This window comes from Virgibacillus carmonensis (assembly GCF_057836705.1).
This window is the reverse complement of record NZ_JBYQFJ010000017.1, coordinates 1-25,904: the sequence shown is the minus strand read 5'-3', so window position 1 is coordinate 25,904 and position 25,904 is coordinate 1. Positions and strand designations below refer to the sequence as shown.

The window sequence follows — 25,904 nt, the reverse complement described above, 5'->3', positions numbered from 1 at the left end:
TTAGGGTAAACAAATAATAGTGCCTAACGTATAAGGTCATTTAACAAAACACGATTTATTCGTTATACTATAAAAAGACTACTATAAAATATTAAAGGAGTAGATGAATGAATTGGTATGAAAAGTTAAACAAATATTTCCCAGTAGAGGAAATGAAATCCAAGGAACATATGGACACGCTTTTGAAGGAAAAAGGCGACGTTTATTATAAAGATGAAAGCGCTGATCATGTGTTAATGTTTGCCGAGTTTGACACATTTATTTTTATCGACTATGTATGGGTATCTACTGATACAAGGGGTCAGGGTACCGGCCACAAAATAATGGAAAAACTAAAAGAAAAAGGAAAGCCGATTATTTTGGAAGTAGAGCCTGTTGATTATGACGATACAGATACAGAGAAGCGACTTCGTTTTTACCAAAGAGAAGGTTTCAACCACGCACAATCCATTGGATACAATCGCCGTTCACTTGCTACAAATGAAGAGACTTCTATGGAAATTTTATACTGGTCTCCAAGTGCCGATTCGGAAGATGTTATTTATGAAAAGATGAAGCATATGTATGACCATATTCATACGTATAAAGATGAAGAAATATATGGAAAGTCGTATCAGCCCGTTGAGGAAGTTTTAAGTTATGATACGGACCGTGATTCTGAGGACATTTTAAAGAGTTTAAAAAAGCCTGAAAAAGCTTAATACGATAGCAACCTCATCTTATTTCTTGGGGTTGCTATCGTATTATCATAAATATTTTCGGGGATTTGGTTTAATTAAAATTGATTTGGGGTATGTTATATATAATTGACAACATTTCATGAACATTTACCAAAAACATAACTTTTTTCGCATACACTCTACCTTTCACTTGACAAATGTAGTATACTTATACATATAGGTTATTTAAACTTATTTTAATCTAATAAGTTATACAAAGTTCATGGAATAACCAATATATTAGAATGAGGAGTGAAGTTTTATGGTAACACTTTATACCTCACCAAGTTGTACTTCGTGCAGAAAAGCAAAAGCATGGTTAGAAGAACATGATATACCGTTCACTGAACGAAATATATTTTCCGAACCATTATCATTAGACGAAATCAAGGAAATCTTACGCATGACAGAGGATGGAACTGATGAGATAATTTCAACTCGTTCTAAGGTTTTCCAAAAGTTGGACGTGAATATAGATCAATTGCCTTTGAAAGATTTATTTCACTTGATTCAAAAAAATCCAGGGCTGTTAAGAAGACCAATTATACTTGATGAAAAACGTCTACAGGTTGGTTATAATGAAGATGAAATAAGACGATTTTTACCTAGAACGGTACGTACATTTCAACTACGCGAGGCTCAACGTATGGTAAACTAATTTCATGCGAAATTAGTAGGAAAATGATAAAAGAAAAAACGCAGACCTATTAAGAAGGTTCTGCGTTTTTGTTTTCTTTTTCACACACACTACATGTAAGTTGAACCAACTCTAGCTTGTACAAGCAGTTTCCCTGCTGTCTTACCTTGACTTTTCTGGTGTGATTTTTACTGTAATTCAATTTGCGTAAAAAAATCCGTGGACAAATTTTCATTTATCATCTAAAATATGAAATTAATTGTATATATATAGGCATTTTAATTTTCAAAAGGTATCGTTGTAGCATACAATGAAACTATAGAAATTAATACACTAATGAATGGTTGAAAAAGCAAGAATACGGGTAATTAATAGTAAAGAAGGCTTATTCTAAGTATAGATAGACACGGGTGAGATAGTCTCTTCCACCTAACTATTTAATAGAAGGGAGAGAAATACCATGGAAATAGAACGAATTAATGATAATACCGTTAAATTTTATATATCCTACGTAGATATTGAGGATCGTGGATTTGAACGCGAGGAAATTTGGTACAACCGCGAACGCAGTGAACAATTATTCTGGCAAATGATGGATGAAGTAAACTATAAAGAAGACTTTAATGTAGATGGACCACTATGGATACAAGTGCAGGCATTAGAAAAAGGATTAGAAATTATTGTGACAAAAGCACAAGTTTCCAAAGACGGTGAGAATATTGAACTGTCCACTGAGAATGGAAAAACGATAGATCTATCTGTAGATGAGGATATTGAAAATATGTTGGAAAATAAATTTGGCAAATCAGGTGACAAAAAAGCAGACGAAAAAACAGAAGAAGAAGAAGAGGGTAATTTATCACTCGTCGTAAGTTTCAATGACTTTGAAGAAGTAATTCAGTTGAGCCATTACTTTCAGGATAAAACTGATTCTTTCCAAGATAGTCTATACAACTATAATGACAATTATTATTTTTATCTGGAATTTATAGATGAATCGTTGGATGATGACAAACAAGAAGATGTCATTAGTAAGATTTTCGAGTTTGGTAAGGATACGGATGTAACCATTCATTATCTAGAAGAATACGGGAAAAAGTTGTTCACCGATGACACATTTGAACAAGTAAGAAATTATTTCCCTGCACAACTATAAGGCACTCCAACCATGGGTGTCTTTTTTTTAATGAAAAAAGCAGGAATTAGTCTGTTTCTGTCGAATTAATTAATGAATTAATGATGGAGGTGATAGTGACCTATGCTTCAAGCAAAATCAAAAAGTGGTAGAATGACAACACTTTTCAGCCTATCAAAGAATGAGATTGTAAAGGCTAGGGAAGATGAATTTTTTTGTCCAACCTGTAATGAGCCCGTTTTAGTGAAGGCTGGTATAAAAACAATTGCCCATTTTGCACATCGCTCAAAATTGGAATGTGTTGCAGGAGATTACGGTGAGGGCCATTATCACGAGCAGGGAAAACTTTTATTGTATAAGTGGTTTAAGGCTCAGGGAATTGAAGTGGAGCTAGAAAAATATTTACCTGAAATTAGCCAGCGCCCCGATCTTTTTGTAACAATTAAGAATCGAAAAATCGCAATTGAATATCAATGTGCGCGGATCCCAATAGAAATAGTAAACCAACGAAACACAGGGTATAAGGAGGCAGGAATTACACCCATATGGATTCTTGGTGCTAAGCATTTCCATCGATTACGTCAGTATCACTTTAAGGTAGATTCATTCACTCTTTCGTTTATGCATCGATTTTCACCCAGCCTCCCCTTAACGCTTTACTTCTTTTGTCCGCAAACCCTTCAATTTATCATTATTCAACACATTCATTTAACATCAGCACGTCTCGCCATAGGTTCATTTAATTTTAACTCATTAAAAGATATGAAACTTTCCAATATGTTTTTCCAGCAAAAGTTACACGATAAGTGGCTACTTGAACTGTGGAAGAATGAAAAGAAAGCATTTCGATTACGTCAGAACAATCGATTGTACGGTTCAGAATTAGCATGGTTTAACTGGTTATATGAAAAAGGCACACATAAAGAAAAGTTACCGTCCATCGTTTATTTACCTGTCCGTGGACAGCACCTCATGGAAACATCGCTTGGTATTTGGCAAAGTAGATTGTGTCTAGATTTGTTAAACCCATTACCAATTGGCGCCACCTTCACCTTAGAAAGAGCTCATCGAATTCTTCGTTATCACCCACAACACTATTTTTCTTTAATCAAAGGGACGGATAATCCCATCTATGAATATTTAGTTCTATTGAACAATCTTCAAGTAATCGAGGAAGTCGATGTTCATCTTTTTAAAAAAATAAAAGAAATACACTTTCACAAAAATATAGAACGTTCGCTTATGGAAGATACACGATTAATGAATCAGTTAATTCATTGTAGTACAATAGAATAGTGCATGATTATAGTGGAAATTAACATACTAAAGATGTCATTATTATTTAAAGGAATTTAGTAAATCTTACCGAATAAGTATAAGAGTGGAAAAAAAGGAGGAAATTCAATTGGCTAAAGCAACAAAGGAATTACCAAAAAGAAGTGAATTACCTAAAGAACTAACATGGGATCTTGAAGACATTTTTCCAACAGATGAGAAGTGGGAACAAGAGTTAAAAAGCTTAAAGCAAGACATCCCTGAGATTGAAGCATATGCTGGGAAGTTATCCGATTCAGCACAAGCGTTGTATGACGTATTAAAGCTCCAGGACGATTTATCGCAGCGTTTAGGAAAACTTTTTACATATGCACATATGCGTAATGATGAAGATACTACAAACTCATTTTACCAAGAAATGAATGCGAAGGCAGAAAATGTGCTTACCATTGCATCAAGTTCAATGAGTTTTCTAGTACCTGAAATTTTAACAATTGAGGAATCGAAGCTTAAGGAATTTCTGGCACAAAAAGAAGAATTAGTATCATATAAGCAAACATTGGACGAAATTACGCGTCAACGTGCACATGTATTGAGTCAAAAAGAAGAAGCATTGCTTGCAGAAGCTTCGGAACCGATGGAAAATGCATCTCAAACATTTGGTATGTTAAACAATGCAGATCTTACTTTTCCCAGCATTAAAAATGAGGACGGGGAAGAAATAGATTTAACACATGGACGTTACCTCGGTTTTTTAGAATCAAAAGACCGTAAAGTACGCGAAAATGCATTTAAGGCGATGTATGGCACATATGGTAGCTTTAAAAACACGTTCTCGTCTACCTTAACTGGGACGATTAAGAAGGACAACTTTAATGCAAAGGTACGTAATTACGATTCAGCAAGGCATGCTGCGCTGGACGGAAACAATATTCCTGAGCAGGTATATGAAAATTTAGTTGAAGCGGTGAATGATAAAATTCATTTACTCCACCGATACTCTGCGTTGCGCAAGAAGGTATTGGAACTAGATGAACTGCATATGTATGATATGTACACGCCACTAGTGAAAGATGTGGAAATGAAAATTCCATATGAAAAAGCACAGGAACATGTAGTGAAAAGCCTTGCACCACTTGGGGAAGAGTATGTCAATATCGTCAAAGAAGGCTATAAAAATCGCTGGATTGATGTGGAAGAAAATAAAGGAAAACGCAGTGGAGCCTATTCATCGGGTGCCTATGGTACAAATCCATATATCCTATTGAACTGGCAGGATAATGTGAATGATTTATTCACACTAGCACATGAACTTGGCCATTCCGTTCACAGCTATTACACAAGAAAATCCCAACCATTCCGTTATGGAAACTATTCTATTTTTGTAGCAGAAGTTGCGTCAACCTGTAATGAGGCATTGTTAAATGAGTACATGTTGAATCATTTGGAAGATGAAAAAGAAAAATTATACTTGTTAAACCATTTCTTAGAAGGTTTCCGTGGAACCGTATTCCGCCAAACCATGTTTGCAGAATTCGAACATGATATTCATAAGCGGATGCAAGATGGCGAGGCACTAACTGCCGATAAATTGACGGAAATCTATTACGCATTGAACAAAAAATACTTTGGTGATGAAGTTGTTTCAGATGAAGAAATCGGCACAGAATGGTCGCGTATTCCACACTTTTACATGAACTATTATGTTTTCCAATATGCAACAGGCTACTCAGCTGCAACCGCTTTAGCAAACCAAATCTTAACGGATGAGGACGGCACAGCTGTTGAGCGCTATTTGAACTTCTTGAAAGCTGGAAGTAGTGACTTTCCTATCGAAGTATTGAAAAAAGCGGGTGTTGACATGACGTCAAAACAACCAATTCTTGAGGCACTCGATGTTTTTGAAGAGAAATTAGAAGAAATGGAAAAGCTGTTGTTGAAGTAAATTATTGAAAAGAGGATGTTCCAATGGGGGAACATCCTCTTTCTATTTGGAAGGGGATGGAGGATAGGAGTTCACCTGTTAACATTCGCTATCGTAACCTTCTAAAAACCTTTCTGTGGGTGAAAGAAAAAATGGTCAAATAAATTGATATAAAAAGTAATGGAAGTGTGATATAAAGCGGGATTAGTTGCATAAATCCTAAGATATTTAAAAAGAACGCAAAGACCATTAGTATTAAAAATAAATATGGCATAATCCCTTGCATTACAAAACCTCCTAAAATCTTTTTTTCTGTCTAGCTCCAGCGCCTAGCCCGCCTGAGGTCTTAGATATAGCCGAATAAGTGTTGATATCCTGGATCGAACGTTGATATATCGGAATCAGTGTTGATATCCTGTATATGTTGATATATCGGAATGAGTGTTGATATCTTGTATTGAACGTTGATATATCGGAATCAGTGTTGATATCTCGTATTGACCGTTGATATATCGGAATGAGTGTTGATATCCTGGATTGACCGTTGATATATCGGGATGAGTGTTGATATCTCGTATCGAACGTTGATATATCGGGATGAGTGTTGATATCCTGTATTGAACGTTGATATATCGGAATGAGTGTTGATATCCTGGATTGACCGTTGATATATCGGGATGAGTGTTGATATCTCGTATCGAACGTTGATATATCGGGATGAGTGTTGATATCCTGTATTGAACGTTGATATATCGGAATGAGTGTTGATATCCTGTATTGAACGTTGATATCTCGTATTGAACGTTGATATATCGGGATGAGTGTTGATATCTCGTATTGACCGTTGATATATCGGAATAAGTGTTGATATCTTGGATCGAACGTTGATATATCGAAATAAACGTTGATATCTCGTATTTGAACGTTAAGACAATTCTCTTTTTGATAACAACTTCACTAAGAGATTCGTCTTAAACTTGCCTGAGGTACCACTAAGGAAAGTTTCTGCGAATAATCACAGCAGGAATAATCTGTACTGTGATTGTTTCGAAGGCACTCGCGCTTTTTTTAAAGTATATGCTGTATGAACAATAAGTAGAAGTATGACATTTTTGTGAAATGATGAACGAAGATATTGAACACTAGCTGAGAACTTGGTATATTAAGTTTGTGAGATAAAAAAGCAAACAAACCCCTTTGTTTGAACTTAAAACTTTCTCCATCCCCTTTGTTTGATACAAAGATAGAAAAGACCTGAAGGATATACGCTGCCCCGTATATCCTTCTTTGTGTGCTGAAATTTAAGTGGCGATCTGAAATATAAGGAATTTATCATAATAAGGTTCGTTTATAGTGCGTCAGATATCCGCCATTTACAACTGTCACTCACGGCTAACAAACAAAAAGCGGCCACTCCAAGGCAGCCGCTCCACATTTCAATCTTTTATATATTTCCAAAAGGATCCGTATTTAACTGGGATCTTTTCAACGGTTTGTTTTAACTGTAACTTTTTCATTTCTTTATCTGTTTGAGTAAGTGTCCAATCATATACCACAGATATTTCTTTATTACCAACCACGCCATAATAAGCCATAAATTCGTGTAGTTCTGGTGTTTCAGCGGGTATTGGATCTTGTTGGAGCATCTGTTTGAGGACTTTCACATAAATATCATATGGATAAAGGCCGGAAATTTTAATGCCTTGCTCTTCGGCAACTTGATTGAAAAAAACAATAGTTGGAATATAATCGACTTCCATCTCCTGTGTCAGCTTTAAGTCACATTGAAATGCCTTTTTGGCTGATGGGGAATATAAGTCATTCTTAAATTCTTGCAGGTCAACATTTGCCTCTTTTGCTATATCAAACAATACTTCTTCATCTGATATATTTCGCTTTTGTAAAAACAGATTTTCCTGTACCTTGCGTAAAAAGATTTTACCAGCTTTTTTGCCTTGTAATTCAGCAGCTTTGATTGCTAGCGACGCGATCCACGGGGATGAAATTGGATTATCAATCCATAAATCTCCGTCACAGCTCATTCCTGTTCGTTTTGCCGTTTTGTCCCAAATTTCTTTGAGCTTTTTTGGTTTATCGAATTTATCTTTGTTTAATGTATTTAAATGTCCACTAATAATAGGTCGAATGGTTAAAAAGCGTCCATACTCAATGGAAAGCTTTTTGAGATAGGGCTCTAAAGACCAACACTCAGGACAAAGAGGATCTACAAAAACATAAATTTCTATCGGTTTTTGTACAAAATCAACAAAGCCAGATTTCGCCGATGTGTTAGTTTGATTAAAGCTTTCTAGCTCAGCATTTTGCCAACTCACATCGATTCTCCTTTCTATTAACGTCGAGCTCCAGCACCTAGCGACAGGTGTTTCACTTTTGTTCCATTGATAAGAAAATATAAATTGTTAAGTGGATATCAGTATAAGTGCAACTAATGTTTAAAGCTTGGCTATAAGCCAAGTTTTCTAATACTCTGGTGTGTTCATCATATGATTTGCTGTCATGGTAAGTTTTTCAAAAATTGCAGTGCAATAGGGTTCCTCGATTTCGGCCTCCACAAGCGCTTCCTTCATGCATGTAAGCCATGCTTCTTTTCTAGTTGGAGTTATCTCAAATGGGAGATGTCTACGCCTTAGCATTGGGTTACCTCTTTCTTCAGAATAAATCATTGGACCACCAAAAAATTGTGTTAGAAATAAACGTTGCTTTCTGGTAGTTTCCGTTAAATCATCTGGAAAAATGGGTGTAAGTTCTGGATGTTCTCCTACTCGCTTGTAAAAAGCAGTTACTATTTTATCTATGGAATCAAAGCCGCCAATCGCTTCGAACATTGTGCCAGGTCTTGTCATTGCTTTCTCTCCTAATATGTTTGTCTATATTGTAGCAACGTAACAATCCTTCGGCAAATCATCTGATTTAATCAAGCGTCAATGATGTGAAAAATCGTTTAATTTTATTTGGCGTTTCTTTTTCAGTTATCCCATACTTATCAACGATTGAGTGGAGCATGTTCAGCCCATCTTCCTTCGATTGCGCTTCGATTTCCAATTCATAATCGGACGTTCCATTATAGGTGCTGTAATCTAATACTAAAAGTGTTCCCTGATAGTTTACTTCGTATCTCTCGGTTTGTAATTTCCCATAATACACCAGATCGTGTAGACGGATACCAAGTAATTCAAGCTGTTTACTCACCTGACTTTTTCCAATTGGATTTCCATTCATCCACCTTATAACCTCATTCCTTGTCAGGTCATCATGGGACTCCAGTAATCCATCTGTATGCGGTTCTTTTAATGTTAAAACATGCTTCCCGGCTTTTTCGCGAATTCGAAGGGCAGCACCTTTTGCTTTTAACGAAAAATCTTTTGTTTCAAAATAATAATTGGTTTGCCATATCCCTGAATCAGGAAAAGGTAAACGCTGCAATAGTTGTTTGAACTCTTTTGCCGTTAACAAATTTTTATATTCGATCTCAATTTCCTGTGCCATTTATTGACCCCCATTTAAATAGGATGGTTTACCATTGATTATCGCGAAATATCAGTGGTAATGCAAAGATTTCCCATTGAATTGTGTTATGATAGGATGGAAAAGGTTAATTATTGAACATCCTCTTAAAGGTGGTACATATACAATGAATTGGAAAGCATTACTCGCCCCGTATTCACAGGTGGTCGAGGAGTTAAAGGTAAAACTTAAAGGAATGCGAACGCAATTTGAATATGAATCAAGACATTCACCAATTGAATTTATTACTGGTCGAGTTAAACCTGTTACAAGTATTTTGGATAAAGCAGAAACGAGACAGATTTCGCTAGAACGAATCGAAAAAGAATTGCAGGATATCGCAGGTGTACGTGTTGTATGTCAGTTCGTCGATGATATCTATAAGATTGTAAACATGCTTCGTTCGCGTAATGATTTTACGATAATTGAGGAAAAAGATTATATATCCCAAAAAAAAGATAGCGGATATCGTTCGTTTCACATTATAATTGAATATCCAGTGGAAACGATTCATGGTGAGAAGAAAATAATTGCTGAAATTCAAATTCGCACACTTGCCATGAACTTTTGGGCAACCAATGAACACTCACTAAATTATAAATATAAGGGAAGCATACCAAGTGATATTAAAACAAGACTACAACGAGCAGCAGAGGCCGCGTTTAAATTAGATGAAGAAATGTCTAATATAAAGAATGAAGTGCAAGAGGCACAACGTATTTTTCATCGAAAGTAATAGCGATGCCAGACACCGACCCAAAATTTGTCGGAAAATACGTATTTCGAAGGAGATGACGACTAGTGAAATTTGCAATCGTATCAAAAGGCGACGATCGTTCAAATAATATTATGGCAACAATGAGACAATATTTAACTGAATTTGATTTAGAGTATGATAAGGAAAATCCCGAGCTTGTCATCTCCGTTGGTGGGGATGGCACACTACTGGAAGCATTTCATCGTTACATCCATCGCCTTAATGAAACAGCTTTTATTGGGGTTCATACAGGACATCTCGGTTTCTATGCAGACTGGGTTCCAGAAGAAGTGGAAAAATTGATTATCGAAATAGCAAAAACGCCATTTCAGGTTGTGGAATACCCACTTCTAGAAGTAAATATTCGCGCGAAATCTGGGGGGAATGAAGATACATTCCTAGCCCTAAATGAAGCGACCATTAAAACACCTGATGGCTCCGTTGTATTTGATGTGGAAATAAAAGGAGAACACTTTGAAACATTCCGTGGCGATGGATTGTGTTTATCAACTCCTTCAGGCAGCACTGCCTATAACAAAGCACTTGGTGGTGGGATATTGCACCCATCCCTTGAAGCATTTCAGTTAACCGAAATGGCATCAATCAACAATCGGGTTTTCCGTACAATTGGATCTCCATTAATTTTGCCAAAACATCATACTTGCCTATTAAAGCCTCTTGCTGATCGTAGCTTTTTGATTACAATTGATCATTTTACAGAAACCTATACCAATGTAAAATCAATCCAATGTAGGGTAGCAAAAGAAAAAGTACGATTTGCTCGGTTTAGACCATTCCCATTTTGGAATCGAGTACGGGATTCATTTGTTTCAGAAGGCGAGAAAAAAGTTTAGAGAAGGTGAACGTATTGAAATGGATCATTACACAGGAACAAGACGGTATGTCAATTCATGATTATCTTCGTACCGTTCAATCCTTTTCAAGACGATTAGTTAAAAGTGTAAAAGACAGTAAAGGGCATATACAAGTTAATGGAACAAACCAAACAGTGAGGTATCTCCTGTCCTTTAGTGATGAACTTAAGGTCGCCTTCCCACAAGAGACTATTGGAAAAGGACTATCTCCAGAAGATCTGCCATTATCAATTGTCTATGAGGACACGGCTGTATTGGTAATTGACAAAGCGGCTGGGATGGCGACCATTCCTTCCTTCAAACATTTAAATGGAACGATTGCAAATGCTGTTCTTGGACATTACCAAAAACACCAGATTCCTTATACCGTTCATGTTGTAACGAGATTGGATCGTGATACATCAGGTCTACTATTAATCGCCAAGCATCAATATAGTCATTCCTTGCTTTCAAAAGAACAAAAAGCTGGAAACGTAAATCGGAATTATTGTGCAGTAATAGAAGGAAACCTTTCGGAGCTGGAAGGTACGATTGATGCGAATATTGGCCGTAAAGAAGGTTCCATCATCGAGCGAATGGTTATAGATTCCGGAAAAAGAGCAATTACACATTACCAAGTAAAAGGGCAGTCAGCTAACTATTCTTTGGTTGAGGTCAGGCTTGAAACTGGAAGAACTCATCAAATTAGAGTCCATTTTGCACATATTGGTCATAGTTTAGCAGGGGACGATTTGTATGGTGGATCAACTAAAGATATCAATCGTCAAGCATTACATTGTAAAGAATTAACGTTTCGTCATCCTTTTACAAAAGAGGTGCTGCATTTTCAATCTGCACCACCATCTGAACTACTCCATTTGATTAATAGATCTTAAATTTTTCAGAGATAAAAGGCTGTCTCGACTGAACAGAAACTATTTCTTTTTCTGGCATGCGAAAGGCAGTTAATTTATTGCCAAAAACACATCCAGTATCAATGTTTACTGTGTTGTTGATCATATGCGGTTCTAATACTGGTGTATGACCATAGATGATCCATGGCTTACCGTGATAATCCTGCGCCCAATCGCGGCGTATTGGGCGGCCATCCGCGTGCGTGGCACCAGTGATATCACCATATAACACAAATGTCCGAACCTTTTTATCTGTACGCCCAATATATTCTTCTTTAATTCCTGCATGAGCTACAATCATATTACGATCGGTCAAATGTAAGTATAACGGTGCTTCCTCATACAAGGTCATAAATTGATGCCTGATTTTTTTCCGGTCTCGTTGACTTAGCGCAAGATATTCTTCTACTGTTGTTTCGAGACCATAGCGTATTTGTATATCATTTCCTGAAAAATATCGATAAAGCTTGTTACAATGATTACCTGGTACATACCGTCCTAAGTGATGTTCTATGACCATGTTATACACTAGCTCAATAACCGCAAGCGAATTTGGCCCACGATCCGTTATATCCCCAACAAAAACCGGAATACGATCATGTGGATGAACGAATATCTCCTTATTTTTTCGGTAGCCCAGTTGATGGAGTAGTTCAATTAACTCATCTATACAACCGTGAACGTCACCAATTACATCTATTTTCATATTATTTTCCACCTTGATCAACAAAATTTTAAAGAGGTTGTTCAAAAAGTTATCAAATGATAAACGGCGAATTTCTTCGTTTATCAGTTTTTTTCCGGTCCTCACGTATTAAAAGCATGAGGAACTTCTACTAAAACCGTCCACGTCCTGTGGACAACGTAGAAGTCAACACATCGCGCGCAAGTCCGGTACTCCAAATCTTCGCGCCTTGAACTTCTTGTTTCTAATTACTTATTGGACACACACTTAAAGGATATTTAATATGGAAGCACAAAATGATTTGTGGTAAAATTGTTTAATGGTAACTAAGCTACAAATACCACTACGTGTTGATATTAAATCAAAACTTCGACAAATTGTGTCGTTGCTATTTCCGTGCTTTTAAAATTAATCTTACACTACATAGTTTAATCAACTGATTCAGCTCACATCGACAAGTATAAACAACCAAAGGACAAAGGTGATTTTTAATGGAAAAAGAAAACTCAGGAGGATTACAATTTGATTTAATTATTATTTTCTTGTTGTTTATGGCTTCCAGTTTAACAGCTCTTTATAATATGCAAGAATTTTCTCCTGTAGATGACGATTTCATGCTTAAACAAGTCGTCTGGTATGCAATAGGGGCAGTCTTTATTTTATTGATCAGAATGATTGATTTAAATCAAATGTATCTTATTAGCTTTTACGTTTACATTTTTGGTGTTGTCATATTGGCTATATTATTAGTAAGTCCTGAGAGTATTGCCCATGAAATAAATGGTACTAAAAGTTGGTTCACATTACCAGGACTAACGATACAACCTGCAGAATTTACTAAGATCACAACGATTATGTGTTTGGCTGCCACGATTTCCAAGCATAAAGAGAAGTATGTAAACAAAGATTTTCAGAGTGATTTTTTTCTTTTAATTAAATTGATTGTGATCGTGGCAATACCTGTATCCTTAATTATGATGCAGCCTGACTTTGGTACATCGATGGTATACCTTATTATTCTCAGCTTTATGGTCCTTCTGTCAGGAATTAACTGGAAATTACTATTCATTGTCATCGCTTCTCTCGCAATTATCGGTGGAGGAGCTTTGGCATTAGTCATTAAGTATCCTGAATTAGCACAAGAAATATTACCAATAAAACAATATCAAATTGATCGAATTGAAACATGGTTTGGACCGAGTGAGGAGGTGGATGCTGAAAGCTTTCAGGTAAGTAGATCATTTTCAGCAATTGGCTCTGGACAATTATTCGGAAAAGGAATCGGCGAGCTTCAAGTATATATACCTGAAGCACAGACAGACTTTATATTTTCCATTATTGGAGAAAGCTTTGGATTTGTTGGAAGCAGCTTAGTAATATTCCTGTACTTCTTTTTTATTTATAAATTGGTCAGTATCGGATTAAAAATATATAGTACCAGCGTATTTGGTGCAATGTTTTGCTTTGGATTTATGGCTTTAATCGCTGTTCACACATTCCAGAATATCGGAATGTCTATCGGTATAATGCCTATAACAGGAATTCCGCTTCTATTAATAAGCTATGGTGGTAGTTCGGTTCTGGCAACTTTAATTGGCTATGGAATTATTTACCGGGTAAGTGAGGAAATTACAAACAGCGAAGGATATATGTTTGGGAAATAGTTAATAACCCCGTGGCCTTTTTTGGCTGTGGGGTTTATTTCTCTTATTATTTTTTTGAAAGGAAGTGTTCCATATGGAAAAAACAGTTGAAAATGAACGCCAATGGGATATGTTACTCGTTCTATTAGAAAAAAAGGATATTTTCAATTTCCGAACAGAATTTATAGATATGCATCCATATGATCAAGCACAATTTTTCTTGGGTCAAAAAGAAGATGTGCGCCTGTTAATTTACACCTATTTATCTCCTGAGGAAACTGCGGAAATCATGGAAAATATTGAGCTAGAAGATACAGAAGCCTTTTTTACGGAGATGGATCCACGCTATGCTGCGATGGTTTTTTCAGAAATGTCCACAGATGATGCTGTAGATATTCTAAATGAGTTAAGCAAAGATAAGGTAGCAAGCTTTCTCACGATTATGGATAACGATGCTTCTGATGAAATAAAACAGCTGCTCCATTACGAGGAAAAAACCGCAGGAAGTATTATGACGACTGAGTATATAGCTATTTTTAAAACGCAATCTGTTAAGGATACGATGGTCCAATTGAAAAAAGAGGGTCCAGGTGCCGAGACTATTTATTATTTGTATGTAGTTGACGAAGATAAGCGTTTAGTCGGCGTACTTTCTTTAAGAGACCTGATCATATCAGAAAACGATACATTGATAAAGGATATCATGAGCGGAAAGATTGTTTCCGTATCTGTTGCAAAAGACCAGGAAGATGTCGCACAAATGATGCGGGATTATGACTTTTTAGCTGTACCGGTTGTAGACTTTCAAGATCACTTACTGGGAATTATAACAGTCGATGATATTTTAGATGTAATGGAGGAAGAGGCAAGCGATGATTACTCCAAATTTGCTGCAATTTCTGATGTAGATCGACCAAACGAGAATGCATTTGTTTCCGCAAAAAAGCGTCTTCCATGGCTGATTATTTTATTATTCTTAGGTATGTTAACTGCTAGCCTGATTGGGCGATTTGAAAATACGCTTGATAAAGTTGCGGTACTTGCCATATTTATTCCACTGATTGCGGGCATGGCAGGGAATACAGGGACACAAGCTTTAGCAGTTGCCGTTCGTGGTTTAGCAACAGGTGATTATGGCAAACAAGGAAAAGCTAAGCTGATCATGCGCGAAGCTGCTACGGGTTTAATAACTGGAACCGTTTGTGGCATTGCAATTACGTTGGTTATTTACTTATGGCAAGGCGATATTTTCCTTGGACTTCTTGTTGGAATCTCAATCATGGCAACACTAGTAGTTGCCACTTTAGCAGGTTCGCTCGTTCCACTTATTATGGATCGGTTTAACATAGATCCAGCAGTTGCATCCGGCCCATTTATCACAACTATAAATGATATTATATCTATTTTAATATACTTTGGCATGGCAACAGCGTTCATGGGATTTTTAATTTAAGATCTTACTGAACAAAAAACACAAAATTTGAAAATGAAAGAAAACTATTTGAAAAAGGCTTGTTAAATATCAGAAAATAATATATAATTTTAAAAAATCCAGTTATATTACAAAACCATTACAATGTAATATTAACTGTATTTTTTTGTTATTATTTTTTGTAATTTTGTTATTTTTTAAAAAGAGACTTCTTAAGATAGGGGGATTAAATTGAATAAAGCGTTGTTAGAGATTAAGAATTTAAAAACATCCTTTCGAATAAAAGATGATTATTATGCAGCGGTAGACGATGTTTCATTATCTGTCCACAAAAATGAAGTACTAGCTATTGTTGGTGAATCAGGGTGTGGAAAAAGTGCCCTAGCTTTTTCAATAATGGGATTACATAACCAAGCTAAAATTGAAGGGAATATATTATATAAAGAGCACGACATCGCGAATAGTAAGCCAGGCAATCTTAATAAGCTGCGCGGAAATGAAATGGCGATGATTTTTCAAGATCCTCTCACAGCTTTGAATCCGTTAATGGTAGTTGGCGATCAAATTGGTGAAACATTATTATTGCATAATAAGAAACTTTCAAAATCTAAACGGAAAGAAAAGGTAATTGAATTGTTAAACAAAGTGGGAATTCCACACCCTAAACGAACATATAATCAATTCCCACATGAACTGTCTGGTGGAATGAGGCAGCGAATAGTGATCGCGACAGCAATTGCCAATGAACCAGAAATATTGATTGCTGATGAACCTACGACTGCACTTGACGTGACAATTCAATCACAAATTCTTGATCTGATAAATGATTTGAAGGAGGATATGCAGGCTGGCATCATCCTAATCACTCATGATTTAGGTGTTGTTGCTGAGACCGCAGATAGAATAGCAGTCATGTATGCAGGGCAAATTGTCGAAATTGCTGATGTAGACACACTATTTGGAAACCCTTTACATCCTTATACAAGATCCTTATTAAATTCTGTGCCTAATTCTGCAACAAAGCAGTCAAAACTTCATGTTATTCAAGGAATTGTTCCATCTTTACAAAAACTACCGAGACAAGGCTGCCGGTTTAGCCCGCGAATTCCATGGGTGAATAGCTCAGCACATGAGGATCATCCAGACTTGCATGAAGTAGACCCTGGTCACTTTGTACGATGTACGTGTTACAGGCATTTCAATTTCCCAGAGGTAAGTAAGGAGGATCATAGTCATGTCGTTTCTTGAAATTGAGGATTTAAAAGTTCACTTTCCGGTTAAAGGCGGACTATTTGGGCGGACTGTAGATCATATAAAAGCAGTAGACGGAGTTTCCCTTAAAGTTGAGAAAGGCAAGACATATGGACTTGTTGGTGAATCAGGATCAGGTAAAACGACAACTGGTCGAGCAGTAATTGGCTTAAATAATATTACCTCAGGGAAAGTATTCTTTGATGGTCATGATATTACCGATTTACGTCATACGAACTTAGATGTGCGCAGGGAAATTCAGATGATTTTTCAAGATCCTTACTCTTCGTTGAACCCTAAAAAGCGCGTATTGGATATCGTTGCTGAACCACTTCGCAATTACGAAAAACTATCAAAACAGGAAGAAAAAAAACGAGTTCAGGGCTTACTGGAAATGGTTGGATTAAACCCGGAAAGTATTGTGAAATATCCACATCAATTCTCTGGTGGACAACGTCAACGAATTGGGGTTGCAAGAGCGATTGCTTTAAAACCAAAGCTTATCATTGCTGATGAACCTGTATCAGCGCTTGATGTTTCTGTTCAAGCACAAGTGTTGAACTTTATGCAGGACATACAGAAAGAATTAGATTTAACGTATATCTTCATAGGTCATGATCTAGGGGTTATCAGACATATGAGTGATCACATTGGAATAATGTATAAAGGTCGTTATGTTGAACAAGGAACATCGGAAGATATCTTTAATGACCCACAGCATATCTATACGAAACGACTCGTTGCAGCAATTCCGGATATTGACCCTGCCAAACGTAAACAACAAGCCCATTTCCGTCAAAAGGTGAAATTGGAATACGAGCATTCGTACAACGATTATTTCAATGACGAAGGCTTGGCTTATAACTTACTGCCAGTATCTAATACACATTCAGTGGCTTTACCCGGGAAAGGTTGAATGATATGTGGAAATTTTCTGTACGCCGAATTTTAATAATGATCCCACAAGTAATATTGCTAAGTATTTTAATATTTTTAATGGCTCAGGCAATGCCAGGTGACGCTTTATCAGGTTTAATCGATCCAAATTTAGACCCGAAGGAAATTGCGGATAGAAGAGAAGAACTTGGCTTAAACGACAAATGGTACGTTCAATATTTTGACTGGGCAAAAGGTGCGGTTCAGGGAGATTTTGGACAATCTTTTCGTTTTAAAATGCCAGTTTCAGAACTAATTAACCAAAGAATTATGAATACCGCTTGGCTTTCATTAGCAACCTTAATTTTTACCTATATAATTGCGGTTCCACTTGGAATCACTAGTGGACGTTTTAATGATACATTAAGTGATCGAATGATTACTAGTTACACGTATATCGGATTTGCAACACCACTGTTTATTTTTGCACTGGTTACGCTTTGGATATTCGGTTTTCAACTTGGCTGGTTTCCTACCAGTGGTAGTGTATCCCCGGGGTTGGAACCAGGTACGTTCGATTATGTAATGAGTAAAATATATCATTTATTACTACCGGCCTTATCTGGCGCATTAATCACGACGGTTTCAACAGTTCAGTATTTGCGAAGTGAAATTATTGATACAAAACAAAAAGATTTTATTGTTACAGCAAGAGCAAAAGGAGCTTCTGAATCGCGAGTCTACAACAGACATATCTTAAGAAATTCACTATTGCCGATTGCTGCATTTTTTGGTTTTGAAATTACTGGATTAATAGGGGGATCTATTTTTATTGAAAGTATCTTTGCTTATCCAGGTATGGGACAACTCTTTTTAGAATCAATTAGTCTACGTGATTATACGGTCGTAACTTCAGTTGTCTTATTATTCGGGATAGCGTCCATATTAGGTGCATTAATTTCAGATATTATTCTTAGTCTCATAGATCCGCGCATTCGTATAAAATAGAACGACTCTGAGGTGATTATAAATGGAAATGAATAATGTTTTACCTGACCTTGATGAAGAAGTTGACAAGAGTCCATCAGGCTGGCGCATTATCTGGCGTGAAATTGTTCGTGATAAAGTAGCGCTGATATCGTTGATTTTTCTTGTACTAATAATATTGTTTGTATATGGAATTTCGCTTATTTTGAACCAGGAAGAAATTGTTAAAGTTGATTTGTTTTCTATCCACCAAGCACCTAACGATGAATTCATTTTAGGAACCGATTATGGTGGTCGGGATATATTTGGTCAGTTGATTATTGGTACACGTAATTCGCTTTCAATTGGGCTTCTGGTTACATTAATGACGGGCATTATTGGTGTACTGTTTGGTCTGATATCTGGCTATTATGGTGGAACACTCGACAATATATTTATGCGAATTCTAGATTTCTTTCTCATTTTACCGTTTCTCATGATTGTTATTGTTTTTGTTGCTATTGTTCCGAAGTACACCATTCTGGGATTCTCATTGATTATGACAGCATTTTTATGGATGGGAATTGCCCGTCTGATCCGCTCAAAAGCATTACAAGAGAAGGAACTCGATTATGTTCAAGCTTCTAAGACACTCGGTTCCTCTAATTTAAAGATTATGTTCACACAGGTTTTGCCAAATCTAAGTTCTCTCATCATTGTAACAATGACACTAAACTTAGCTGCAAATATAGGTTTAGAATCAGGGCTTTCGTTTTTAGGATTTGGTTTCCCTGAAAGCACACCAAGTCTGGGTACTCTTTTAAGTTATGCAACAAACCCACAAACGCTTGAAAACAGATGGTGGATTTGGATACCTGCATCAATACTCATTCTGGTACTGATGTTAAGTATAAATAACGTTGGTCAAGCATTGAAACGTGCGACTGATGCAAGGCAAAGAAGAGGATAATCAAGGAGGTGAAAAGATCGGTATACAGGGAGGTTTAATCCAGTTACCTACACCACTACCTATTCTTAGTACTGGTGTTGAGTATAAATAATGTCGGTCAAACCTTAATCGTTTGATCTAAGCAAGACAAGTAGAAGCATAAAAAAGGGAGGGTTCAAGTATGAAAAAGATTGGTTTGACTAGGGCATTATTTGCACTAATGCTTATCCTGATGTTAGCGTTGGTGGCTTGTAGCAATGAGACAGGTGGCGAAGAACCACAGGATTCCGATAAGGGAACAGAGGAAGGTTCCGATTCTGATGAAGGTGGGGAAGAAGCTGAAGAGGAAAAGAAAGATGGTTTGTATTCCATTGAAGATTTTAGCCCCGATAAAACAAGTGAAGGCGAAGCAATTGAAGGTGGGACACTGAACTTTGGTTTAGTATCGGATACGGCATTTGAAGGTACCTTAAACTGGAACTTCTATGGAGGCGATCCTGACGCACAAATTCTTCAATGGTTTGACGAAGCGTTGGTACAATTTGATAAAGATTATGTGATGTCAAACGAAGGTGCAGCAACCTATGAAGTAAGTGAGGATGGAAAGACGTTCACATTTACTATTCGTGATAACGTAAACTGGCATGATGGTGAGCCTGTTACCGCTGAAGATTGGGAATTTGCCCATGAGGTCATTGGTCATCCTGACTATGATGGACCTCGGTATGGTTCAGACTTTACAAACATCGTAGGGATGGACGAATATCACGCTGGGGAAGCTGATAAAATTTCTGGCCTCGAAGTAGTTGATGATAAAACGTTGAAAATCACATTTAAAGAGGCAACTCCATCACTTCTAACTGGAAGTATATGGACATATCCTTTAGCAAAACATATCTTTGAAGATATACCAGTTGCAAAAATATCTGCTTCACCAGAAGTACGTGAAAACCCAGTTGGTTTTGGTCCATTTAAAGTAGATAGTATCGTTCCCGGTGAGTCTGTAGTGATGACTGCGAACGAAGACTACTGGCAGGGTGAACCAACGCTTGATGAGGTAATTGTTCAGGTAGTTAACCCAAATACGGTTGTTCAAGCATTAGAAACCGGTAAAGTTGATATGGTTAGTGCCTTCCCGACTGATCAATATCCTGCTAATGCTGAGATGTCAAATGTTGAATATCTTGGTATGATTGATCTTGCTTATACGTATATTGGATTTAAACTAGGTACCTGGGATAAAGAAGCCGGTCAAGTAGATCCGAATCCCGATGCAAAAATGGCAAACAAAAATTTACGTCAGGCAATGTGGCACGCTGTAGATAATAACGCTGTAGGTGAAAAGTTCTATCATGGACTTCGTTGGAATGCGACAACGTTGATTCCACCTTCTCATCCACAATACCACGATGAAGAAAATCCGGGTAAAACATACGACCCAGAAAAAGCGAAACAACTTTTAGATGAAGCGGGTTATGTTGATACTAATGATGATGGAATTCGTGAAGATCCTGAAGGCGAAGAATTGGTAATAAACTTTGCATCCATGTCAGGTGGCGATACAGCTGAACCGCTCGCTAGATATTATATTCAAGCATGGGAAGCTGTTGGTCTTAAAGTTGAACTTCTAAATGGTCGTTTATTAGAATTCAACACGTTCTATGACAAGGTTGGAAATGGCGGGAATGATGATCCAGATGTTGATATCTTCCAAGGTGCTTGGGGTGTAGGTTATGATGTTAACCCTGCTGGTCTTTATGGTCGCGATGCAATGTTTAACTTCTCTCGTTACGCCAGCGAGGAAAATGATCGTTTGTTAGCAGCAGGCGTATCTGAAGAAGCTTTCGATGTTGAAAAACGTCAGGAAATCTATGATGAATGGCAAGCATTAATGGTTGAAGATGTACCTGTATTCCCAACACTTTACCGTGCGTTGGTAGTACCTGTTAACAACCGTGTGCAAAACTATTCACTTTCTATCGATTACAATGATGCTTATAAAATTGCTGTAACACAGGACGAACCAATTACAGCTGAATAATTAGCTTAAACAAAATGACTATCAAATTTTGAAAGTAAAATTTGATAGTCATTTTTTATTAGGGCTGTTAAATGGAATGGAAACTATAGGCTAAAGTCACGTTTATTAATTCGTATTCATATAATGTCGTGAAAATGGCAAACGAAAGGAGCCCAACATTATATGACTAAACAAAAGAATTTTGCTAAATCACCACTTTTATATATACATCAACCAGAAATTTCGAAACCAAAGGCACCGATGCAGTCGAATTATGCAACACCGAAAAAATCAAAAGAACCAGAGCCTCTAAAAGCACAAGACCCTCCAAAAACACAAAAAACATATAATCGACCGCCGAAACGCAATGACTTTTCAAAAATGCTTAAAGCAAAGTCCGAAAATAAAGCGGAAGAAAAAACCAAAAAGCCAAAAGATTCAAGCAATGAAGATGAAGAGAAAGCAAAAATCGAGCAATCAAACAAAAAGTTTAATGAAATGACAATCCAGGAAAAAATTGATTATTTTATTACCAAACCTAAGCATTTACCAACAATGAAATGCGATGTAAAAACCGAAGAACGATCGTTTCGTGGAACAATTCAAGGTGTAGAAAAGGATTACGTTTTGATGCGTGTAGGCAGACGTTCAAGTACCACTGAAATCGCAATTGAATCAATCAAAAGTATAAAATTAGTAGGATTTTAATCGTAGAGTTTTGACGAGTTGGCTTGAGTGTTTATATTCTAATAACAAATAAAAAGCACAGAAGCGGAAAATCACCCCGTTCTTCTGTGCCTTTTTATAATCAAATTAAAAGAAAAACCCATCATTCGCGATTGACGGGTTTTTCTAGCAGTTGTTCGTTAACTGAATTAGCGATTAAATGCATCAATAGCTGGCAAGCAAGTTACATGACAGAAGCAATCTAAATTAACAGTTATACAAATTCCTGAAGCCTCTAAATCTTTAACGCACTGACCTTCTGGACTATCTTTTTTATAATGTTTACGTTTATTACTATGACCATTACGACGACCATTTTCATCATCGTCTTCATCGTCTTCATCGTCATAATACCTATCTTCGACTAATAATTCTAACGTTGCACAGCAATCCTTATCTACACGCTTGACTCTAAAGAAGAAACTATCCTCAACTTTATAATCATCATGATTAGCACCAAAGCCTTTGAATGGTTTACAGCCATCCTTGCAATATAGAATTACTGGTACAGTATTAAGTCCATTTCCGTTATCGCTATCTCCAAGTAAATCATTAATGGAACGCTCACAGCTGGTATCACAGCAATTTTCTACTACGTCATTTTGTGCTTCAGCAATTTCTCTTAAAATATCGCATACACAGTTACCTGTTTCATAATCTTTTCCACAACAACCCATGAATGAATCCCCTTCCTAAAATTTATTGACTTATTGTCTATACTAGAATATGTACAATCGACCACATGGTGTGGGCGAGTATGGGAAAATACAATTTTAATTATAAGACGCTTAGAAAAGGGCGAATGACTACACCCAATTCGATCCCTTTACATAGTCTATTAACGATAAAGTATATAAGGGAGTGAACAGGGTGTCTGAAAAAAAACGAGTTTATCACGTTAAAGATTTAATTATTAAGGCAGATAATGTATATATAGAAAGTGAAGAACGTGACGAGAAGCATCACCGTCGCGATCCATTCTTTGGCGGAAAACATGAACGCGATGAAGAAGAAGGCGAGCGGGACTACCACAAAGAGAGAAAACATGAGCATGATGAAAAAAAACATGAGCACGAGGAAGAGAAACACGATAGACGAAGAAACCGCGGACCTTTCTGGTTTTAGCTAAGACCTGTAGACAGCCTAAACAGCTGTCTTTCTACATATAAAGATGCATATTTCACGAACTAATAGGGTATTAGTATAGTAGAAACGTAACAAGAGGATCATAAAAAGGATCAGTTCTTCGTATTTTATAGGAGCAGATTAACTAGAACGAATCTAAGGGGAGGCCTTAACGATGGGATATATACTTCCGATCACACATTTTCAGTATCAGGATTATCAAAATCGTGTTATCAAAAATGACCTTGATCCATTTTATATCGAACATCCGTATAAAGTCATTCTGGACACCAAATCACGGGAAATGGAAGATAGAGAAGATACCCTGACAAAAGGCAATCCTTCTAAAACAAAGTCTGATTACGAAACGATACTACCGAAAGAACCCACAAGTGAAAAACTATATGCAAAATTAACAGGAAAAGGTCGACACTTTAACGAAAGTATATAGACAAGCGAAGGCAGCTTCTAGGAGCCGTAGCTAGAAAGTAAAGAACAAGATAGGAGTCGATTTGCTTGAAGTTCACCACCTTAAACGAGACCTGCTATTATTTTGACGCTGTTGTAAATATTGGCTATATTCACCGTGGCGATAGAGGAATGTTAGTTGACACTGGAATCGATGACTCGACGATGCGAAAGGTTTTAAAGCAATTAAAATCAAATGAACTACCAGTTACACATCTATTCATTACCCATGCTCATGCCGACCATTATGGTGGTGCACATTTTTTACAACAAAGACATGACATCACGACGATTGCCCCCAAGTTTGAAGCGGCCATTTTGCAAAATCCTTCACTAGAACCGCTTTATTTATTTCAAGGTAACGATCCTATCCCAGAACTTCATAATAAATTTCTAGAAGGCAAAGCCATTCGAGTAGATCACGAAATCGTTGATGGAACACACGAAATTAACGGGATTTCATTTACCGCACACCTTTTACCAGGTCACAGCTACCATCAGTTAGCAATGAAAATTGACGGTATTTTGTTCGCAGGGGACAGTTATTTTAGTGAAGAACAATTAGACAAGCACAAAATTCCTTATATTACCGATGCCGATCTAACACTGGAAAGTTTACATCAATTAAATGATATAACGTGCGATGGAGCAGTGCCTGGTCATGGTGTTTTTGAAGAGGACTTCAGTCAAACGGTGAAACAAAACATCGAATGCCACGAGGGCCTTTTGGATTGGTTGGAGGATTATATAACGGATTTTGAAGCGGGAATATCCCATGAATCCATTGTGTCAGATATGTGCGAGCACTTTGGCGTGGAAAACTCCATGTTATCGTCATGGTTATTATATCGAACAGCTGTCACGGCCTACCTGGTTGGGTTAATCAATCGGGGAAAGATTGATCACTATATTGAGAAAAATACATGGAAGTTTAAAAAAGTGCAGTCATAATTGAAACTGTGCTTTTTAATTTGGTTCTATTTAAATAGTGTATGGTATTTCGGAATACCTCTTAAATTCAACTAGATAGGACTTGCTATTTCAGATAATGAAGGTATAGAGTTTCATCTAAGTCGAATGTGCAGGATGAAACATACAATTTCGAAAACAATAAAGATAAATAGGTAAAATTAAAATTAAGTAAAGCTGAGAATTACAGTGATGGGATCCAAAATGATAAGGCACAGAAGATTGGAGATTTTTCAAAGTAAAGCAAAATAAAAAAACGTAAAACGAAGATATAACTATTTTTTTCTGAACACTAATCTTTTTATTGAAAGTAGGCAAACTAATGTAAAGGAGGTTTTTAAAATGAGAGACAAGGCTAAAATTAAAAACAAAAGTAAGGAAGAGCTTAATGCTTTAAAAAATGAGTCGCTGAGAAAAGGTGACAAAAAATTAAATGGACCAAATCGTCCATCCACATAAAAACAGACATGGAAACGTTGATCAACGTTTCCATGTCTGTTTCTTTCTTTATTGATTATGTTTCTGATCATTTACTTCATCTTTTAACTCATCACGTAGGCCGTCAACGCTTTCTTCACGACGCTCGTTTTTCTCTTTAATTTCTTGTTTTTGTTCAGCACTCATTTCTTCTGCGTGCGCATTTGCATAATCTCGGGCCTCGTCCATGTTTTGCAATGTATGGCCGATGGTATTTTCAATTCTTTCAGGGTTGTTGGAACGGTCATCCGGTTTTGGCATCCGTCATTCCTCCTTTGCATTTTGATTTTAGTATGCAACCATTCGCGCAAAGGTATGTATAGCGGTGGACTATAAATTGAACTTTTTTTTATTTTTGGCCGTTTTCTAAAAGGTTGTTGTTTTAACACAAAATATTTAAACTGCGACGTAACATACCATGTTTGGTGGTTGGACAACCGTTCCGGAAATCCACTACGCTTTCCGCGGGCGAGTGTCGATCCTCCTCGGACTGCCGTCCTGCGGGGTCTCGCCGTTCTCTTACTTCCCGCAGGAGTCTCCGTGGATTTCCTTCACTAGGGTTCTGCTTAACAATTTC

The 25,904-nt window shown here is 36.9% G+C and carries 26 protein-coding genes; 19 read left to right on the top strand and 7 right to left on the bottom strand.

Translation table 11 applies throughout. The features are described from left to right. The first annotated feature begins 107 nt into the window (after positions 1 to 107). From AC3G7N_RS13650 to pepF, 5 genes are all read left to right on the top strand, one after another. The gene (locus AC3G7N_RS13650; protein ID WP_489422718.1) at positions 108 to 701 is read left to right on the top strand and encodes a GNAT family N-acetyltransferase; all 594 of its coding nucleotides are present in this window, start codon (positions 108 to 110) and stop codon (positions 699 to 701) included. Positions 702 to 981: 280 nt separating this feature from the next. Next, the gene (spxA, locus tag AC3G7N_RS13645) at positions 982 to 1,377 is read left to right on the top strand and encodes a transcriptional regulator SpxA (RefSeq protein WP_089060076.1); all 396 of its coding nucleotides are present in this window, start codon (positions 982 to 984) and stop codon (positions 1,375 to 1,377) included. Positions 1,378 to 1,816: 439 nt separating this feature from the next. After that, positions 1,817 to 2,512, top strand: coding sequence for an adaptor protein MecA (gene mecA, locus AC3G7N_RS13640; protein ID WP_489422717.1), 696 nt, complete (start codon positions 1,817 to 1,819; stop codon positions 2,510 to 2,512). A gap of 102 nt (positions 2,513 to 2,614) precedes the next feature. Continuing rightward, positions 2,615 to 3,787 carry a competence protein CoiA gene (locus AC3G7N_RS13635; RefSeq protein WP_489422716.1) on the top strand — a complete coding sequence of 391 codons (1,173 nt, stop codon included), beginning with the start codon at positions 2,615 to 2,617 and terminating at the stop codon, positions 3,785 to 3,787. A gap of 109 nt (positions 3,788 to 3,896) precedes the next feature. Continuing rightward, positions 3,897 to 5,711, top strand: a complete 1,815-nt coding sequence (pepF, locus tag AC3G7N_RS13630) for an oligoendopeptidase F (protein ID WP_489422715.1) — start codon at positions 3,897 to 3,899, stop codon at positions 5,709 to 5,711. 88 nt (positions 5,712 to 5,799) lie between these two features. Here pepF and AC3G7N_RS13625 read toward each other — a convergent pair whose 3' ends face one another. The 4 genes from AC3G7N_RS13625 to AC3G7N_RS13610 all read right to left on the bottom strand — a co-directional run bounded on the left by AC3G7N_RS13625 (position 5,800) and on the right by AC3G7N_RS13610 (position 9,197). Beyond that, positions 5,800 to 5,940 carry a hypothetical protein gene (locus AC3G7N_RS13625; protein ID WP_489422771.1) on the bottom strand — a complete coding sequence of 47 codons (141 nt, stop codon included), beginning with the start codon at positions 5,938 to 5,940 and terminating at the stop codon, positions 5,800 to 5,802. A 1,186-nt stretch (positions 5,941 to 7,126) separates the two neighbouring features. Then, entirely contained in the window at positions 7,127 to 8,023 is an 897-nt protein-coding gene (locus tag AC3G7N_RS13620) for a ClpXP adapter SpxH family protein (protein WP_489422714.1), read from the bottom strand. A 147-nt stretch (positions 8,024 to 8,170) separates the two neighbouring features. Further along, positions 8,171 to 8,554, bottom strand: a complete 384-nt coding sequence (locus tag AC3G7N_RS13615) for a globin domain-containing protein (RefSeq protein ID WP_489422713.1) — start codon at positions 8,552 to 8,554, stop codon at positions 8,171 to 8,173. 67 nt (positions 8,555 to 8,621) lie between these two features. Beyond that, positions 8,622 to 9,197, bottom strand: a complete 576-nt coding sequence (locus AC3G7N_RS13610; RefSeq protein ID WP_489422712.1) for a CYTH domain-containing protein — start codon at positions 9,195 to 9,197, stop codon at positions 8,622 to 8,624. Positions 9,198 to 9,342: 145 nt separating this feature from the next. Here AC3G7N_RS13610 and yjbM point away from each other — a divergent pair, with 145 nt between their 5' ends. The 3 genes from yjbM to AC3G7N_RS13595 all read left to right on the top strand — a co-directional run bounded on the left by yjbM (position 9,343) and on the right by AC3G7N_RS13595 (position 11,722). After that, positions 9,343 to 9,951 (top strand): GTP diphosphokinase, encoded by a 609-nt coding sequence (gene yjbM, locus AC3G7N_RS13605; protein ID WP_489422770.1) that lies wholly within the window; start codon positions 9,343 to 9,345, stop codon positions 9,949 to 9,951. Positions 9,952 to 10,016: 65 nt separating this feature from the next. Beyond that, positions 10,017 to 10,826, top strand: a complete 810-nt coding sequence (locus AC3G7N_RS13600; protein WP_489422711.1) for an NAD kinase — start codon at positions 10,017 to 10,019, stop codon at positions 10,824 to 10,826. Positions 10,827 to 10,840: 14 nt separating this feature from the next. Further along, entirely contained in the window at positions 10,841 to 11,722 is an 882-nt protein-coding gene (locus AC3G7N_RS13595; RefSeq protein ID WP_489422710.1) for an RluA family pseudouridine synthase, read from the top strand. Here AC3G7N_RS13595 and prpE read toward each other — a convergent pair. Next, positions 11,709 to 12,446: a bis(5'-nucleosyl)-tetraphosphatase PrpE gene (prpE, locus tag AC3G7N_RS13590; protein WP_489422709.1), complete on the bottom strand. Its 738-nt coding sequence runs from the start codon at positions 12,444 to 12,446 to the stop codon at positions 11,709 to 11,711. The two genes, AC3G7N_RS13595 and prpE, sit on opposite strands and share 14 nt — an antisense overlap. A 470-nt stretch (positions 12,447 to 12,916) precedes the next feature. Between prpE and AC3G7N_RS13585 the strand changes: the two genes are divergently transcribed. The 8 genes from AC3G7N_RS13585 to AC3G7N_RS13550 all read left to right on the top strand — a co-directional run bounded on the left by AC3G7N_RS13585 (position 12,917) and on the right by AC3G7N_RS13550 (position 22,270). After that, positions 12,917 to 14,089 (top strand): FtsW/RodA/SpoVE family cell cycle protein, encoded by a 1,173-nt coding sequence (locus AC3G7N_RS13585; protein WP_489422708.1) that lies wholly within the window; start codon positions 12,917 to 12,919, stop codon positions 14,087 to 14,089. A gap of 73 nt (positions 14,090 to 14,162) precedes the next feature. After that, entirely contained in the window at positions 14,163 to 15,521 is a 1,359-nt protein-coding gene (gene mgtE, locus AC3G7N_RS13580) for a magnesium transporter (RefSeq protein WP_489422707.1), read from the top strand. A gap of 210 nt (positions 15,522 to 15,731) precedes the next feature. Beyond that, entirely contained in the window at positions 15,732 to 16,748 is a 1,017-nt protein-coding gene (locus AC3G7N_RS13575) for an ABC transporter ATP-binding protein (protein ID WP_489422706.1), read from the top strand. Continuing rightward, positions 16,735 to 17,667: an ABC transporter ATP-binding protein gene (locus tag AC3G7N_RS13570; protein ID WP_489422705.1), complete on the top strand. Its 933-nt coding sequence runs from the start codon at positions 16,735 to 16,737 to the stop codon at positions 17,665 to 17,667. Before AC3G7N_RS13575 ends, AC3G7N_RS13570 begins: the two co-directional genes overlap by 14 nt. 5 nt (positions 17,668 to 17,672) lie before the next feature. After that, a complete protein-coding gene (gene opp4B / locus AC3G7N_RS13565; protein WP_489422704.1) occupies positions 17,673 to 18,635 on the top strand; it encodes an oligopeptide ABC transporter permease in 963 nt (320 codons plus the stop codon). Positions 18,636 to 18,657: 22 nt separating this feature from the next. Further along, positions 18,658 to 19,563 (top strand): ABC transporter permease, encoded by a 906-nt coding sequence (locus AC3G7N_RS13560; protein ID WP_489422703.1) that lies wholly within the window; start codon positions 18,658 to 18,660, stop codon positions 19,561 to 19,563. 160 nt (positions 19,564 to 19,723) lie between these two features. Continuing rightward, entirely contained in the window at positions 19,724 to 21,583 is a 1,860-nt protein-coding gene (gene opp4A / locus AC3G7N_RS13555) for an oligopeptide ABC transporter substrate-binding protein (RefSeq protein WP_489422702.1), read from the top strand. A gap of 162 nt (positions 21,584 to 21,745) precedes the next feature. Next, positions 21,746 to 22,270, top strand: a complete 525-nt coding sequence (locus AC3G7N_RS13550; protein ID WP_489422701.1) for a CotO family spore coat protein — start codon at positions 21,746 to 21,748, stop codon at positions 22,268 to 22,270. A gap of 167 nt (positions 22,271 to 22,437) precedes the next feature. Here AC3G7N_RS13550 and AC3G7N_RS13545 read toward each other — a convergent pair whose 3' ends face one another. Further along, positions 22,438 to 22,965, bottom strand: coding sequence for a CotY/CotZ family spore coat protein (locus AC3G7N_RS13545; protein ID WP_489422700.1), 528 nt, complete (start codon positions 22,963 to 22,965; stop codon positions 22,438 to 22,440). A gap of 193 nt (positions 22,966 to 23,158) precedes the next feature. Between AC3G7N_RS13545 and AC3G7N_RS13540 the strand changes: the two genes are divergently transcribed. From AC3G7N_RS13540 to AC3G7N_RS13530, 3 genes are all read left to right on the top strand, one after another. Continuing rightward, positions 23,159 to 23,413, top strand: coding sequence for a hypothetical protein (locus AC3G7N_RS13540; protein WP_489422699.1), 255 nt, complete (start codon positions 23,159 to 23,161; stop codon positions 23,411 to 23,413). Positions 23,414 to 23,588: 175 nt separating this feature from the next. Beyond that, the gene (locus tag AC3G7N_RS13535) at positions 23,589 to 23,864 is read left to right on the top strand and encodes a hypothetical protein (protein ID WP_489422698.1); all 276 of its coding nucleotides are present in this window, start codon (positions 23,589 to 23,591) and stop codon (positions 23,862 to 23,864) included. A gap of 65 nt (positions 23,865 to 23,929) precedes the next feature. Continuing rightward, positions 23,930 to 24,832, top strand: coding sequence for an MBL fold metallo-hydrolase (locus AC3G7N_RS13530; protein WP_489422697.1), 903 nt, complete (start codon positions 23,930 to 23,932; stop codon positions 24,830 to 24,832). A gap of 525 nt (positions 24,833 to 25,357) precedes the next feature. Here AC3G7N_RS13530 and tlp read toward each other — a convergent pair. After that, entirely contained in the window at positions 25,358 to 25,588 is a 231-nt protein-coding gene (tlp, locus tag AC3G7N_RS13525) for a small acid-soluble spore protein Tlp (RefSeq protein WP_489422696.1), read from the bottom strand. Positions 25,589 to 25,904: the final 316 nt, after the last annotated feature.

Coding starts and splice junctions, on each gene's coding strand:
- AC3G7N_RS13650 (WP_489422718.1), top strand. CDS start 108: ATGAATTGGTATGAAAAGTTAAACAAATATTTCCCAGTAGAGGAAATG.
- spxA (WP_089060076.1), top strand. CDS start 982: ATGGTAACACTTTATACCTCACCAAGTTGTACTTCGTGCAGAAAAGCA.
- mecA (WP_489422717.1), top strand. CDS start 1,817: ATGGAAATAGAACGAATTAATGATAATACCGTTAAATTTTATATATCC.
- AC3G7N_RS13635 (WP_489422716.1), top strand. CDS start 2,615: ATGCTTCAAGCAAAATCAAAAAGTGGTAGAATGACAACACTTTTCAGC.
- AC3G7N_RS13625 (WP_489422771.1), bottom strand. CDS start 5,940: ATGGTCTTTGCGTTCTTTTTAAATATCTTAGGATTTATGCAACTAATC.
- AC3G7N_RS13615 (WP_489422713.1), bottom strand. CDS start 8,554: ATGACAAGACCTGGCACAATGTTCGAAGCGATTGGCGGCTTTGATTCC.
- AC3G7N_RS13610 (WP_489422712.1), bottom strand. CDS start 9,197: ATGGCACAGGAAATTGAGATCGAATATAAAAATTTGTTAACGGCAAAA.
- yjbM (WP_489422770.1), top strand. CDS start 9,343: ATGAATTGGAAAGCATTACTCGCCCCGTATTCACAGGTGGTCGAGGAG.
- prpE (WP_489422709.1), bottom strand. CDS start 12,446: ATGAAAATAGATGTAATTGGTGACGTTCACGGTTGTATAGATGAGTTA.
- AC3G7N_RS13585 (WP_489422708.1), top strand. CDS start 12,917: ATGGAAAAAGAAAACTCAGGAGGATTACAATTTGATTTAATTATTATT.
- mgtE (WP_489422707.1), top strand. CDS start 14,163: ATGGAAAAAACAGTTGAAAATGAACGCCAATGGGATATGTTACTCGTT.
- AC3G7N_RS13570 (WP_489422705.1), top strand. CDS start 16,735: ATGTCGTTTCTTGAAATTGAGGATTTAAAAGTTCACTTTCCGGTTAAA.
- opp4B (WP_489422704.1), top strand. CDS start 17,673: ATGTGGAAATTTTCTGTACGCCGAATTTTAATAATGATCCCACAAGTA.
- AC3G7N_RS13560 (WP_489422703.1), top strand. CDS start 18,658: ATGGAAATGAATAATGTTTTACCTGACCTTGATGAAGAAGTTGACAAG.
- opp4A (WP_489422702.1), top strand. CDS start 19,724: ATGAAAAAGATTGGTTTGACTAGGGCATTATTTGCACTAATGCTTATC.
- AC3G7N_RS13550 (WP_489422701.1), top strand. CDS start 21,746: ATGACTAAACAAAAGAATTTTGCTAAATCACCACTTTTATATATACAT.
- AC3G7N_RS13545 (WP_489422700.1), bottom strand. CDS start 22,965: ATGGGTTGTTGTGGAAAAGATTATGAAACAGGTAACTGTGTATGCGAT.
- AC3G7N_RS13535 (WP_489422698.1), top strand. CDS start 23,589: ATGGGATATATACTTCCGATCACACATTTTCAGTATCAGGATTATCAA.
- tlp (WP_489422696.1), bottom strand. CDS start 25,588: ATGCCAAAACCGGATGACCGTTCCAACAACCCTGAAAGAATTGAAAAT.